The sequence below is a fragment of the Lacrimispora sphenoides JCM 1415 genome, assembly GCF_900105615.1.
Lineage (GTDB): Bacteria > Bacillota > Clostridia > Lachnospirales > Lachnospiraceae > Lacrimispora > Lacrimispora sphenoides.
The window spans coordinates 2220505-2234936 of sequence record NZ_LT630003.1; the positions used below are offsets into that span (position 1 = coordinate 2220505).

Annotated in this window: 16 protein-coding genes; all 16 read right to left on the minus strand. The window is 47.0% G+C overall.

The features are described from left to right. Nucleotides 1–28 precede the first annotated feature (28 nt). Nucleotides 29–1489, minus strand: a complete 1461-nt coding sequence (gene cobK / locus BMX69_RS09940) for a precorrin-6A reductase (protein WP_100042259.1) — start codon at nucleotides 1487–1489, stop codon at nucleotides 29–31. Further along, on the minus strand, nucleotides 1482–2222 hold the full coding sequence (gene cobJ, locus BMX69_RS09945; protein ID WP_054789955.1) for a precorrin-3B C(17)-methyltransferase: 741 nt from the start codon (nucleotides 2220–2222) through the stop codon (nucleotides 1482–1484). Before cobJ ends, cobK begins: the two co-directional genes overlap by 8 nt. After that, a complete protein-coding gene (locus BMX69_RS09950) occupies nucleotides 2219–3316 on the minus strand; it encodes a cobalt-precorrin 5A hydrolase (RefSeq protein WP_242941396.1) in 1098 nt (365 codons plus the stop codon). The genes cobJ and BMX69_RS09950 overlap by 4 nt, the downstream gene beginning before the upstream one ends. Further along, the gene (cobM, locus tag BMX69_RS09955) at nucleotides 3313–4077 is read right to left on the minus strand and encodes a precorrin-4 C(11)-methyltransferase (protein WP_054789954.1); all 765 of its coding nucleotides are present in this window, start codon (nucleotides 4075–4077) and stop codon (nucleotides 3313–3315) included. The genes BMX69_RS09950 and cobM overlap by 4 nt, the downstream gene beginning before the upstream one ends. Before the next feature lie 2 nt (nucleotides 4078–4079). Continuing rightward, complete coding sequence (cobI, locus tag BMX69_RS09960; protein WP_054789953.1) at nucleotides 4080–4757, minus strand: precorrin-2 C(20)-methyltransferase; 678 nt, start codon at nucleotides 4755–4757, stop codon at nucleotides 4080–4082. 3 nt (nucleotides 4758–4760) lie between these two features. Further along, a complete protein-coding gene (cbiD, locus tag BMX69_RS09965; protein WP_242941397.1) occupies nucleotides 4761–5954 on the minus strand; it encodes a cobalt-precorrin-5B (C(1))-methyltransferase CbiD in 1194 nt (397 codons plus the stop codon). A gap of 265 nt (nucleotides 5955–6219) precedes the next feature. Further along, the gene (locus tag BMX69_RS09970) at nucleotides 6220–6441 is read right to left on the minus strand and encodes a small, acid-soluble spore protein, alpha/beta type (RefSeq protein ID WP_100042262.1); all 222 of its coding nucleotides are present in this window, start codon (nucleotides 6439–6441) and stop codon (nucleotides 6220–6222) included. 157 nt (nucleotides 6442–6598) lie between these two features. Continuing rightward, nucleotides 6599–6787 (minus strand): PspC domain-containing protein, encoded by a 189-nt coding sequence (locus BMX69_RS09975; RefSeq protein WP_025233585.1) that lies wholly within the window; start codon nucleotides 6785–6787, stop codon nucleotides 6599–6601. Between the two features lie 96 nt (nucleotides 6788–6883). Next, complete coding sequence (locus BMX69_RS09980) at nucleotides 6884–7786, minus strand: DUF4097 family beta strand repeat-containing protein (RefSeq protein WP_100042263.1); 903 nt, start codon at nucleotides 7784–7786, stop codon at nucleotides 6884–6886. Then, complete coding sequence (locus tag BMX69_RS09985; protein ID WP_100042264.1) at nucleotides 7783–8526, minus strand: DUF1700 domain-containing protein; 744 nt, start codon at nucleotides 8524–8526, stop codon at nucleotides 7783–7785. The genes BMX69_RS09980 and BMX69_RS09985 overlap by 4 nt, the downstream gene beginning before the upstream one ends. Continuing rightward, nucleotides 8523–8843: a PadR family transcriptional regulator gene (locus tag BMX69_RS09990; protein ID WP_025233588.1), complete on the minus strand. Its 321-nt coding sequence runs from the start codon at nucleotides 8841–8843 to the stop codon at nucleotides 8523–8525. The genes BMX69_RS09985 and BMX69_RS09990 overlap by 4 nt, the downstream gene beginning before the upstream one ends. A 187-nt stretch (nucleotides 8844–9030) precedes the next feature. Beyond that, the gene (locus BMX69_RS09995; protein WP_025233589.1) at nucleotides 9031–9279 is read right to left on the minus strand and encodes a PspC domain-containing protein; all 249 of its coding nucleotides are present in this window, start codon (nucleotides 9277–9279) and stop codon (nucleotides 9031–9033) included. A 196-nt stretch (nucleotides 9280–9475) separates the two neighbouring features. Continuing rightward, nucleotides 9476–10516 (minus strand): TRAP transporter substrate-binding protein, encoded by a 1041-nt coding sequence (locus BMX69_RS10000; protein WP_100043817.1) that lies wholly within the window; start codon nucleotides 10514–10516, stop codon nucleotides 9476–9478. A gap of 66 nt (nucleotides 10517–10582) precedes the next feature. Further along, nucleotides 10583–11659, minus strand: a complete 1077-nt coding sequence (locus BMX69_RS10005) for an ABC transporter substrate-binding protein (protein ID WP_054790021.1) — start codon at nucleotides 11657–11659, stop codon at nucleotides 10583–10585. A gap of 26 nt (nucleotides 11660–11685) precedes the next feature. Then, nucleotides 11686–12735 carry an ABC transporter permease gene (locus BMX69_RS10010; protein ID WP_100042265.1) on the minus strand — a complete coding sequence of 350 codons (1050 nt, stop codon included), beginning with the start codon at nucleotides 12733–12735 and terminating at the stop codon, nucleotides 11686–11688. 2 nt (nucleotides 12736–12737) lie between these two features. Continuing rightward, nucleotides 12738–14282, minus strand: coding sequence for a sugar ABC transporter ATP-binding protein (locus BMX69_RS10015; RefSeq protein ID WP_025233593.1), 1545 nt, complete (start codon nucleotides 14280–14282; stop codon nucleotides 12738–12740). Nucleotides 14283–14432: the final 150 nt, after the last annotated feature.

The following is a 14432-nucleotide window of genomic DNA, read 5'->3' on the forward strand; positions in this document are numbered from 1 at the left end:
CCTGCATATCCAGTTATTCTTTTAAACCTTACCTCTCTATTAACACAGCAGACAGCCTATCAAAATCCTGCCCTTCCAGCTCTTCCGGGGTTCCAACGGTTATCCGTTCATCCGGATAGGAAAGCCGCTCGCCTACGGACAGCCTGACTTCATGAAATCCCTGTTCCTTAAGAAGTCGGCACAGACTTTTCACCGTATTGGTTCCGTCCAATAAGGCAAATACCCTGGGATTAAGGGTTAATTCCTTTATTATATCGCAGGTCCGGCCATGAAGGCTCACAAGCCGCACATCCTCCCAGTCCGTTTTCAGCCGGGAGCACAAATAAGAAACCGATGAGATTCCCGGCAGAACCACCGTGTCATATCTTTGACAATATGGTTCCCTGGCCAATGCTTCCGCCATCTTTTTGGTCCCGCTGTAAAAGCCTGTGTCACCGGAATACAGGATTCCGATCCTGGCATACTCCTCATGCGCATCAAGACAGGGCAGAATGTCCTTACTTGTATAAAAGGGTATTTTAACGGCACGGGGAACTGCAGGAGAGATGCCGGAGAGCATCCGCTCTGCACCGAAGATCACATCGCATTGCTGCAATTCCTTCCACGCCTTTACGGTCATCTGATCCTCTCCGCCCATGCCGGTTCCGATCAGGGATACCGTTCTCTTCTCAGTCCGGATCTGAAGCTCTGGCATTGCCTGAGACTGGGCCTTCTCCTCTTTATAATCGGATAAAAGCTTTTTAGCCTCCCTGACAGTCATTCCTTCTTCTTTTCCAGGCCTTCCTATGACAACTGCGGTTATCCCGCATTCTGCCGCTGCCTCCATCTTTTCCGGAAAACCTCCCGCATGGCCGGCTTCTTTCGTCACCAGACAGCTAATGTCATACTGTCTTATCATGGCCCGGTTCATCTCGGCGGTAAAAGGGCCTTGCATGGCAATCAAATGTTTCCCCTTAACTCCCAGCTGCTCACAGGCAGAGATTACGGACAGGCCGGGAAGGACTCTGGCAAAAACCCGTTCTTCCCAGGAGTCCAGTTTGGTAAAGGCGGAAAGCTCCTTGCTTCCTGTTGTGACAAGAATATTTCCAGGTATTTTTTGTAAGGAAAGGACCGCTTCCTCTAAGTCACTGACCCACAGAACCGTTCCTTCCCCCTGATCACCCGGCTTTAAATCTTCGGAAGATTCTCTTACAATCCTTATGCAGGAAGTTCCTGTATGGTTGCAGGCGGTTCGTATGTTCTCACTTGCAAGCGTGGCATAGGGGTGAGTGGCATCAAGTACAAGAGTGATGCCGTTTTTCCCGATAAAACCTTCCATCTCATGGGCAGTCATGGGTTTCTCATGAATGTGGAGATACTGACTTTCCAAAAGTACTGACCTTCCATATCCGGTAGCCACACTGACCCATGCATATATCTTCTTTTCATGGCAGTATTCCGCCAGGATCCGGCCCTCCGTGGTGCCTCCAAATATTAAAACTCTACACATTTTTATATCCTCGCGGTGTTACCATTCTGCCATTGATCACTTTTGTCATGGAATTTCCTATATAAACGGTGGTAAACATATCTGTCTGGGTATCTCTTAGTGCTTCCAGAGTCATGACCGCCATTTCTTCCTCTTCCCTGCCAATATTTTTTACAAGGCCGCAGATGGTTGACCTGCTTTTGTATTCCATTACGATCTCACAGGCCCGTTTCAAATAACCGGCCCTCTTTTTACTGGAAGGATTATAAAGACAGATGACCATGTCTGCCTGGGCAGAAGCCTTAAGCCTGTCTTTAATTAATTCCATGGGAGTGAGCAGATCGCTTAAACTGATAACCGCAAAATCATGGCCCAGAGGAGCGCCTAAAACCGCACCTCCGCTTAAGGCCGCAGTCACTCCGGGTATGATCTCAATCTCAAGGTCTTCTTCTGGCCGGGCCATCTCGAGGATCAATCCGCTCATGCCGTAAACACCTGAATCTCCGCTGCATACCATGGCTGTGGTTTTTCCCTTTTTTGCTTCCTCAATGGCCATCAAACAACGCTCCTGCTCCCTGCGCATCGGCGTAGTAAGCATCTCCTTATCCGGAAAATGCTCCTTGATCAAATCTATGTATACAGTATACCCTACAATGACCTCACTCTCTTCCAGGGCCTTAATGGCCCTTATGGTCATATCCTCGTAGGAACCTGGTCCGATTCCTACCACGTAAAGTTTTCCTGACTTTGTCATAAGTTACCTCCTAATGAATTATGCGGATCTAGCTGCACCTTCCAATCCCGGACAGCCACTGCTGCCGTCACCCCGTCTGCCGCCTGCTTTTTTACCAGCAATTTACCGCCGCCCAATTCCTTTACGCAGGCAAGGGCCGCCCGTTCGCATACATTATCAACTCCGGTGACCTGCTTGACAAAGGAGGAGGAAGTAAATTCCCCTTCTGTTTCCTCAAGCACAACCGCCGGATAAGTGTAATACGGGACTCCTTTAGAAGCAGCGAGCTGGCAGATGCCCTCTTCTTCCTTCTTTAAATCAATGCTGGCACACGCGGCCAGTGCTTCCGGGGATAAGTTCCATTCCTTGAAAAACCGGTCAAGAACCCATTCTATGGTTTTGGCAGGAACCCCTTTTCTGCATCCGATTCCCAGAACCAGAAGCCTTGGAACCAGCTTTAAGGATCCATTAAGGGACTCCTCTTTCCCGCTCTCCTTCATGGTGATCCAAAGATTTGCACCAGAAGCCTCCCCTGGGATAAGCCCGGAAGGAAGCTTTCCTGAAACCGGAAAATCGCAGTGAAACCCTACAGTTTCACCCTTAAGAATGGCTGAGGAAATCATTTTTATCTTTCTTAAATCTGTAATGACCAGTCCCTGCTCCTTGGCAAATAAGTCTACTGCAAATCTTCCATGAATGTCCGTGGCAGTGGTTATAACTGCCTGACCGCCTGCTATTCCTGCCAGCCGTTCTGCCAGTTCATTGGCTCCTCCCAGGTGACCGGATAAAAGGGAAATGGAAAATCTGCCCATATCATCCATGACCACCACAGCCGGGTCTTCTGCCTTACTCTTTAAAAAGGGGGCAATTGCCCGGACTGCAATACCAGCCGCTCCAATAAACACGATTCCTTCCTTCTGTAAAAACTGCTCCCTGGTCCATTCTGACAGGGATGCAGAAACAGGGATCATGAGATCCCCGTCAGGGCAGGACTTAAGAAGCCCTGACCGTCCATAGGCTTCGCAAGGCTGTCCTGCTTTTAATAACTCTTTAACCAGCTTTACGCTGAGCCTGGCTCCTGCTTCCGTAAAGCAGATGATCGAAAGCTTCATCATTCATCCCCCGTTCCCTTCCGGTATTCCGTAGTAAAAACCGGGTCATAAAGCTTGGAACGTTCATAGCCGTTCTGGGCTACCGCATTGCCCACAAGAATCAGGGCTGTCTTCTTTATATTCTCCCGTCTGGCACTTGCACTTAAGCTTTCCACCGTACAGCTTATGGTCTTCTCGTCCTCCCAGGTGGCCTTATAGACGATAGCGGCAGGAGTATCCGGAAGATAACCGCCCTTTATCAGTTCCTCTGACAGCTGATCCAGCATGCCGGTGCTTAAAAAGATCACCATAGTAGCTCCATGTGCCGCAAAGGAAGCGATGGATTCCCGCTCCGGCACCGGTGTCCTGCCTGCCATGCGGGTAATAATCACGCTTTGGGTGATTTTAGGAAGGGTATATTCCATTTTAAGGGAGGAGGCTGCACCGCAAAAAGAGCTGACTCCCGGACATACATCATAAGAGATCCCTCTTTCCTCCAGTTCATCCATCTGCTCTCTGATTGCGCCATAAATACAGGGATCGCCGGTATGGAGCCTTACCGTCATCTTTCCTTGCCGCTCCGCCTCCGCTATAACCGCAATCACTTCCTCAAGGGTCATTTTGGCACTGTCATAAACCTGACACTGGGTTTTTCTGTATTCCAAAAGGGCTGGGTTTACCAAAGAGCCTGCGTAAATGATCACATCCGCCCTCTCAAGCAGCTCCTTGCCTCTCACTGTAATTAAGTCCGGCGCTCCCGGACCTGCTCCTACGATATGTACCATACTTACCTCACAATCACCAAAGTATAATAGCCTGCATCTTCCGGAATCTCATCCAGGGAACGATAAATCCGTTCATCCGGCATTCCGCAGTTTTCCACCATCACGGCGCTGGCCCCACAGTCTTTCAGTTCTCTTTTCACCGCTTCCATCTGCCTGCCGGCCTTCATAAGCACTTTTACTCCAGGCAGCTTTAAGGCATCTCTTACCTGGTAAGAGGCCGGTATGATATGAAGCTCCTCTGCTCCTGATGCAAGAGGGATACCAAGCTTTGCCGCTACGGCGCAAAAGGATGGAATTCCGCTTTCTAAGCGGGTTTCATAGCCTTCCTTCCAAAGCCGTTCCATCAGATATGTAAAGGTGGAATAAATGCTTACATCTCCCAGGGTGATAAATCCCACATCTTCTCCCCTGTTTAAATACTCCATTACCGTTCTGGCCGCCTGATCATGGCTTTCCTTAAGCACATTTTCATCTTTTGTCATGGGCATGTGCAGATGAAGGCATTCTTTTTCTTCTATTTCCGGCACTGCCTGTCTTGCAATCTGATATGCCGTACACTGTTCTTTATTTTTATGGGGAATGGCAATGATATTTAATTCCCTGATCCTTTTTACCGCTTTTAATGTCATAAGCTCCGGATCTCCCGGCCCTACACCGATCCCGTACATGATTCCAGCCATTGTTTATTCCTCCTGTTCTTTCCGTCCGGACTCTGTACCGGAAAACAAGCCGATAAGCTCCATTGCTCCCCGGCTCATTCCCAGTATACCGTACATCGTGGAAAATGTCACCACTTCCACCTTTCTCCCTCCTGACCAGAGAGTCATATATCCCTGGATCCTGTCCACCACCTCTTTCATAACAGGCTCTAAAATCCCTAAGCTTTTAAGGATTCCCGCGGCCTCCTCCATGGTATTGGCTGTCAGTATCTTCTCTTTTAATCCGTCCCTGTCCTCTGAGAAAGGGGCAGTGCAGTCCCACAATATTTCCATACGGCGGTCCCCATATTTGGAATGGGTATTGGGTACACCTCCTGCAGTCTTAATCAGCTTCCCGATATGCCCTGCAAACAGGATCTGGTGAAATCCCTCCTCACCTGCCGATTGTAAAGCTTCTCCGATAAAATTGCTGCAGATCACGCCATCCTTTAAGTCAAGGCCAAGTGTTTCCTGTATAAAAGCTTCCCCATAATTTCCCGGAACCAGGATTACCTGCTTCTTTCCTGACACCGCCTTCATATGTAATTCCAGACGTATGGTGGCAATCAGCGCCTCTTCACTCATGGGTTTAACGATTCCTGTTGTTCCCAGTATAGAAAGCCCACCTTCAATTCCCAGCCTGGAATTAAAGGTTTTCTCCGCCAGTTTTTTTCCTTCCGGCATCCAGATGGTAATTGTTAAGGAACCATCAAAGCCCGCTTCCTTTCTGGCTTCCTCCACCCCGCAAAAGATCATGTCACGGGGAACTGGATTAATGGCCGGCATGCCCACAGGACAGGATAATCCAGGTTTTGTCACCCAGCCGATCCCTTCTCCGGCAGTAAGAAAAAGTGGGTCTTTCCCCTCCTCTCCGTCTCTGCGGTAGATTCCCCCGGTCTGTCCTTCTTCGTTTTTATAAGAATATTGAACGCTGGCAAACACCATGGCCTGATGTGTTACATCCGGATCATCTCCTGCATCCTTTTTAACAGCGCATACCGCCTTTTCCTGTTTCAGGACAACATGAAAAAGAGGAAGATCAGCCGACCTTCCTTTTGGCGTCATAAGTGTCATATGCTGTAATTCACTCCCGGTTAACAGCATGGCCGCTGCTGCTTTGGCAGCAACAGCGGCACAGGTTCCTGTTGTGAATCCGCTTCTTAATTCCTGTTTTTCCATCTTCCTGCATCTTTCCTGCCCATTCTTTCCAGGCATCACGGAATATCCAAAACGTATCTCCTCTTTCCCGCCAATGCTTTCTGTGCAGAGCCTGTCCCGCTTTACCGGACGGGATACCCACAGGATATTTCCTTTTAAGGTTTATTATAAAATATTTTCTCTTACGGTGCAAGAAAATCCTGAGTTTTCTTCGTTTCTGCCCACGCGTTCCAGGCAGGGCCCACCCCGCTCTATCGGGTGCTAAGGGATGCCCGCAGGGCATTTTCTATACTTCTTCACCCTTTAACAGAGCTTCGTTTTTCAATTCTCTTTTTCTTTTTGTAATCAGGCCTCCGATACGGCCGCTTTCCTTTGCACTCAGACTGCGCCAGCCGTTCTCTATTACCTTATCTCCAAGGCCAAGCTCTGATGCAATTTCAAATTTAAGTACTTCCTCCGGCTTCATATTACGAGGATCAAATGGTTCGTTTCTCTTTCCCTTTGACATATTTTCAAATCTCCTTTTCTTAAATCTAAAGAGAGTATGCCCCCTACCGGGAGAATTAAACGTACATTCCTTCCAGAATTTTCAAAAAAAACAGGCTGCGGCGGAACTCTGGTCCGCTTCAGCCTGTTTTTTAGTTTCCTGCCTTTGCAATGCCCTTTTATCTTCTGGGGATGATGATGGCCGCAATGAAATAGGCCACAATACCCGTGCCTGTGCAGGCCAGCACTGCCCACAAAAGCCTGATAAGGGTAGAATCCACGTTAAAATATTCCGCAATTCCGCCACATACCCCGCAAAGCATTTTGTCCGTATCGGAACGGTATAATTTCTTCTGATTGTCTTCCATTTGTTTATCTCCTTTCTGTTCTTTGACCTGTAAATCCTATCATTAATATTATCGGAACAAAAAACACTTCCGATAATCGGATGGGCGGGCTATATATTATAATTCATTCATAAAATCCACCTGGATCGCTCCTGTCTTACATTCCAGATCCATATCTTTTCCTGCCCCGTTATCCATCTGCTTCCTGCCCCTTAAGGCCGCGCTGCCTTCATCTCCGACCTTAACAGCTCCCATCTTACACGAAATATCGTAATTGTAATCTTCCTTTTTCCCGGCTAGTTCAAGCTTTATGGCACCGACCTGGCATACCGCCTCAACATCTCCGGAAGTCATTCCGGAAAATTCCACAGCGCCGGCACTGGTTTCCACGGAAAGATTTCCCACGCTGCCGCCATTGATCTTTATGGCGCCGGCCTTTGTTTCAATATTCAGTTCTTCTGCGGAAAGAGCCTGAGCCGTCATCGCCGGACCGGAACCCTCATAGCCTGAGAAACGGCTTGAATGAACTGATTTTAAGTTAACGTCGGAAAAGCGGTAATTCTTTGGAACCTGAACCGTAAAAAGCAGATCCGGGCCATCCTTTCTTTTCCAGCCATCGTATTCCTGAAGCTCCAAATCACCATTCTCTTCGTACAGGATAAAACAGGATTGATCCCTGTTGCAGAAAATCTTAACCTCATTTCCCTTGGGATCTTCCACAAAAACAACATTTCCTGTACGTATTACTATATCCAGATTTCTTACTTCCTGAGAAGAAAAAATTTCCTGCCCCTTATCTCCTATATTAAAAACTTCCGGAACATAAATATCATCAAAATTAACCCCTTCCCAAATACCATCCAGAGTAACTCCCGAAATTTCCCTTTCCCATTCAATGACTCTTTGAGGGACTATATCCCGTAAATTTCCTCCCAACACAGCGGCTACGGCTGAAATCCCCCCGCCGATCAGGACGCAGACACTTCCGGCAATCAAACAAATCTTTACAAACCTTTTCATAAACGGCTTCTCCTTCCATGTAATAACCTGCTAAGGGCATTCACACAGCTTCTGAAAAGAAATGGAAGAAAGCTCCCATAAAAAGAACCGCAGAGGGCCAGAGCGATCATTCCTAAGCCAAGGAACAGGACTCCCAGTCCTAAAAGCAGGGCTCCGCTTAAGGGATGAATCACCATGGAGACGACACTGCCCAAAATCAAACCGACCCCGGCCGCTAAAAGAGCAAAGGTAAGCGCCCCGACTCCAACAACTGCTGCCAAAAGGCAGCCTAAAATTCCTCCTAACAAGCCAACAAGACCTCCTCCGATTCCCATAAGGATAGGCGAAGCTGCAATGATTAATATGATCCATAAAACAGTTTTTACGGTACGGTTACCATCCATGCCTCTTCTTCGCCTGTTATGCTTTTTCTCCTGTCCTTCGTGACCGTATCGGCCGTCATCGGATACCTCCGGAAGATCATACCTCTTAGCCATCTGGTAATTCGGATCTTTAAACCGTTCATCCCGATAGCCAGTCTCCGTGAATTCTCCTCCGTCATCTAAATTCCCGGATATGTCCGAGCGGATAATCGCTGCAATCCGCTCAGGGCTTTCAAACTCCTTGATTACCTTTTCTTCATTTTCCTGCCCCGCTTCTTCCAGATAATCCCTGTAATATTCGATGGCATCCGCCTTCTCTTCATCTGGAATATCCGACAGCAGATACTCCAGCTCTCTCATAAACTCATCCCTGCTCATATATGTGCCTCCTCAAAAATCCGGGATATTTTCTGGGAGTAGCCTACCCACTCACCTTTATAGAGATTCAATTGAACCCTTCCTTTTTCCGTAATCTTATAATATCTTCGGTTCCTGCCGTCAAATGCCAGATCATAAACCTCCAGACACTCTTCCTTCTGCAATCTTCGAAGTACCGGATAAAGGGTTGATTCTGAAATCTCAATGACATTTCTCACATCCTGCGTGATTTTATAACCATAGGTACCCTCCTGATCCCTTGACACTATTGCAAGGACAATGGCGTCCAATAATGCTGCTCCTGTGTTAAAAACCATGTGCCCACTCCTATTCTTATAATTGCCCACGCGTTCTGGGCATTTAGGTATACCCGAAGGGTGTATCCTTATGATTGCCCACATTTCCGGGCATACAGGTATACCCGAAGGGTGTATCCTTATGATTGCTCAAATTCTCCGGGTATACAGGTATACCCAAAGGGTTATTCTTAATACTTGAACAACGTTATCTTATTTCATCCTTTGGCGCCTGAGGTATGATGACCGCAGCAATGACGTAAAGGACCAGGCTTCCTCCTACCAGAGAAAATCCCATAAACGAACGGAACAAATGGCGCCATGACTGAAGAAACATTAAAAGAACCCATATCAGCCTTATCATAACAGGATCCACCTGAAAATATTCTCCAATACCGCCGCATACACCACAGAGGACTCTGTTTTTTACAGACCGGTACAAACGTTTTGGTTCCACGATTGCCCACCTTCCTTTCTCCTATTGAACTGATATATAATATTATTTTTTTCTCTATATTATACGTCGTACAATAATATTATATGCCATATAATATTACTTGTCAACACCTATTGAATTTTTTATTCTACCCCCATAAAAAAATAAAAACGGATGCTTCAGGCAATTCACCTTGAAGTCATCCGTTATCCATTCATCACCGTATCTGGGCGATCCGGTTTACCACATCAATATATTCGCTGCAATACATTTGATAAACTGTCATGACAGCTGCCCGAAAGCGCACCTGTTCTGACGAGCTAAGCTCCGTGACAATGCAGCCGGCCTTTATCAGCCGCTTCCTGACATTCTCCTCACGAATCTCCCACAGTCTTCTTTCATACCTGGCAGACTCTTCAGCGCAGGCCGTAATGATCTTCCTGTCCGCATCACTTAACTTCTCCCAGGTAGCCTGGGAGGCCACCTGCATCTCAGGGATCCTGGTGTGGGCATCCAGCGTGATGTATTTTGCCACCTCATAATGTCCCATGGTTTCATAGGATGGCCAGTTGTTTTCCGCACCATCGATGGTGCTGGTTTCTAAGGCTGCATAAACTTCAGAATAAGCCATTGGAACCGCCCTGGCACCAAGTGCCTCCACCATAGCCGACATCATGTCGGAATTGGCAACGCGAATGCGCATCTTTTTCATATCCTCTATGCATTTTATAGGGCGGGAAGAATTGTAAAAATGTCTGGCACCTGCATCATACCAGGAAAGGGCCACCAGATCGCTTTCCTTTAAATCCTCCTTAAATTCCTCTCCGATCTCTCCATCAAGCACTTTCCACATATGCTTTTCATCTCTGTACAGGTAAGGCAGCTGCAGTACATTAAATTTAGGCTTTATTTCAGCCAGGATCATGACCGAAACCCGGGCAAAATCGATCCCGCCGTATTGAAGCTGTTCTACCACTTCGTTTTCACTCCCCATTTCACCGCCGGCAAACACATTGATCTTGATCCTTCCGGACGTCTTTTCCTGCACCAGCTCTGCAAATTTCCTTGCTCCCTGTACGGTTGGATAATCCTCCGGCTGGTTATCCGCATAGGAAAGCACATATTCCGGCGCTTCTTTCCTGCCCCCTAAAAAAAGAGCTTTCCCCGGATTTCCCGCTTTCAGGAGAATGATAAAAAAGCAAGCTGCAGCCACTGTAAAAACAATCAAAGCCGCCCTTTTTGCAATCTGTTTGTCCATTCCTTTTACCCCCAAAACGCCTCCCCTGGGCACAGAGGAAGCGCTTGTTATTTATATTATTTTTGATTATGGATTGATGATGCTCTGTACTTCAGCGTCATCAACATTATCAGTATTAACCAGGATTACACCTGTATCTACTGTCTTTTCTTTTACAGTGTTTCCAGCAGACAGTTCAAGAGCTGTCTTTACGCCGTCATATCCCATATAAAACTGGCGCTGTACTACAGAAGACACATCGTATTCGCCGCTGCGGATCATGGTTTCAATTTCTGCAGAGAAGTCAAATCCAACCATGGAGATGTCGGTGCGTCCGGATTCTGTAAGACCAGTTACAAATCCTACGGTAGAACCGTTGTTAGGACCAAACACTGCTTTTAAGTTCGGATATGTGGTGATAAAGTCCTGGCAGAAACCTACTGCCTTGCTGATATCTCCATCGTTTACCTTAATATCATTGTTTAATACCTGCCATTTTTCAGGAGCATTTTCCTGCCAGTACTCGTTAAAGCCCTTCACACGGTCATTGATGGTCTGAGAACCGGTGGAGCCAACCTGAATGGCGATCTGAGCATCTTCTGTTTCAGAAACGCCCTTGTCTTTCAGCCTGCGCATAAGTTCCTCAGCAGCAACTTTACCTGCTTCTACGTTATTGGTTAAAAGAGCAGCACTGTAGTTTTCGCTATTGATCACTGTATCTACCAGAACTACCGGTATTCCTGAATTATACGCCTCTGTGATCGGAGCGTCAAGGGATACACTGTCTAAAGGAGCGATTACGATTCCATCTGCCTGTGCTGATACTGCATTCTGCAGCAGGGTAAGCTGGCCTTCAATATCTGATTCCAGAGCAGTTCCTACTACTACTACGTTGCATCCCAGTTCCTTACCGGCCTGTTCTGCACCGGCCTGAAGCACGCTCCAGTACTGGTTTCCAAGAACCTTTACTATTACGTAAATGGTTTTCTCTCCCTTTGCTGTATCACCCTTAGCGGAATCTTTAGATTCTTCCGCCTTTTCAGCAGCCGCCCCCTGGCTGGATTCTGCTGCCGCAGTGGTAGCGTTGCTTGACTGGCTTCCACAGCCGGTCAGACCGGCAACTGCCATAGCTGCTGCCAACAAAACTGCCGTTACTTTTCTCATTTCATTTTCCTCCTGAATTGTTTGTTTTATTTTTTCAAGCCAAAAAACCGCTTGATTGCCCCTAAGTCTCCGCTCTTCTTCGCTGTCTGAGATGCTACTGCAATCAACAGGATAATACCTACGATCATCTGCTGCCAGAAGGAATTGACACCGTTTAAGTTCAGTCCGTTCCGGATTACACCCATCATCAAGGCTCCGATTACCGTATTAAGAATCGTTCCTTCTCCGCCCAGGATGGAGATGCCTCCCAATACAGACGCTGCAATTGCTTCCATCTCATAACCGTTTCCTGCCGTAGGCTGGGCACTGGAAAGACGGGAAGCAACCAGGATTCCGCAGATTGCTGCAGATAAACCGGAAATACAATATGCGAACATACGTGTCTTTACTGCATTAATTCCAGAAAGCTTTGCAGCCTCTAAGTTGGAACCACAGGCATAGATCTGGCGTCCGATCCGCATTTTTGCAAGTACAATTCCTAAAACCAAAGCATAAACCAAAGTAATGATAACGCTGTAGGGAAGTCCATCCCCTCCGATCCTTCCGCCGCCCAGAACGTAAAACTGTTTCTGAATTTCCTTAGAAGGAATGTTCGTTGTATACAGAGGTGCGCCGTTTACAAGCACGTTTGCCATGCCTCGGTATACCCACTGGGTTGCCAGAGTTGCAACAAAGGGCACAACCCCCAGGATTTCAATAAAAAATCCATTCATAATACCTGTCATGATACCCATGATCAGACAAAGTGCGATACATACCACAAGAGGCAGTCCCTGCATCAGAAGTGATACCATAATAATGCCTGACAGTGCCATGGAAGCGCCGGCAGATAAATCGTTTCCTCCGCAGACCAGACAGAAGGTCAGGCCGCAGCCGATGATGGTATAGGTAACGATCTGCTGCAGAAGGTTCTGCAGATTGGCCGGGGCTAAAAATTTAGCAGGCTGAAGAATCGAAAACAGCACAAACAGTCCGACCAGGATGCACAGTGAGTAGATTGCCCGCCGTGTGGCTGCATTTAGCTTGTTGAACGAACCGCCTTTCTTTTCCTGCACCATTGCTTTTAAGTTTCCCATCCTTACTCTCCCTTTCTATTACCGCTGCCTGTTAACACGGGCGCCGGTTTTCCTTCTAGTTTGTTATAACCTGCCGCAAGATACAGGATATCTTCCTGAGTAGCGGTCTTTGCATCTAATTCTCCGTTGATTTCACCCTGGTGAATGACCAGAATCCGGTCGCTCATGCCAAGGATCTCCGGCAGTTCAGAAGAAATCATGATAATGGACACTCCCTGGGCGCTCAGCTTGTTAAACAGCTCATACACCTCATACTTGGCTCCTACATCGATTCCTCTGGTTGGTTCGTCAACGATCAGCACCTTTACATCATTGCACAGCCATTTGGCTAAAACTACCTTTTGCTGATTGCCTCCGGAAAGATTTCCGCAAAGCTGGTGTACGCTTGGGGTTTTCGTACGCAGAAGCTCTACATATTTTTCCGCATTTTTAAGCCCTTCCTTGTCATTGATAAATCCATAATGAGTGATGTTTGGAAGATGGGCCATGTTCGTATTATATTTAATGTCAAGGCCAAGAGCCAGACCATCACGCTTCCGGTCCTCCGTAGCATATCCGATCCCATGTTTAATGGCCTGGATCACAGAGTTGATCTTGATTGGTTTTCCTTCCAGCGTAAGCTCCATGGAATCCGCCTGATCCGCACCGAAGATGCAGCGCATAAGCTCTGTTCTTCCCGCTCCTACCAGTCCTGATATTCCGAGGATTTCTCCTTTTCTCACACAAAAATAATCCGCATTTACTTTAGTGCCTCTGCGGACATTTCTGGCCTCAAGAACTATTTCTCCGATGTTACGCTTGTATTTAGGATATTTATCCTCCAAAGAACGTCCAACGATCATATTTACCAGTTCATCCATGGTGATCTCATTAAGATTCCTGGTACCTATGTACTGGCCATCCCTGATAATCGTAACCCGTTCACAGATCTGATTAAGTTCCGCCATTCGGTGGGAAATATAAACCATACCCACTCCCTTTTCTTTTAAGCGGCGGATGATACCGAACAACTGCTCGATCTCCTTTTCTGTAAGGGTTGCTGTCGGCTCATCAAGAACCAGTATTTTTGAATTAAAGCTGATCGCTTTTGCAATTTCTACCATCTGCTGCTGAGCAATGCTTAAACTTCCCACATGGGCATAGGTATTTAGCTCAATACCCAGATCATCAAGGATCTTCTGCGCTTCCTCATGCATCTTGCCGTCATCGATAAAAATTCCTTTTTTATGGGCCCTGCCGATGAATATATTGTCTGCCACACTAAGATGACCGCACATATTCAACTCCTGCATGATGATACATACACCAAGCTCATGGGCCTTTGCAACGGAATCAATGTCCACCTTATTACCTTCAATGAATATTTCACCTTCATCTGCCCGGTGAACACCGGATAAAATCTTCATCAGGGTGGATTTACCGGCTCCGTTTTCACCGACAAGCCCAAGGACCTCCCCCTTATTCACTGACAGACTTACTTTATCGAGAGCCTTGACTCCGGGGAAGCTTTTACTTATCCCTTCCATTCGAAACAATTCCTGTTTCATGCCCCTTCCTCCTCTCTGCTTTCTATACACTCTCTGTGTTTGAATCCATTATAACGACAGGCCCCGACAGATTCTATCGTAACTTTTTATCATCCATAGTAGAATTTTATCCTTTCAGCCAAATGTACATAAAAAAACACCTGTCATCTC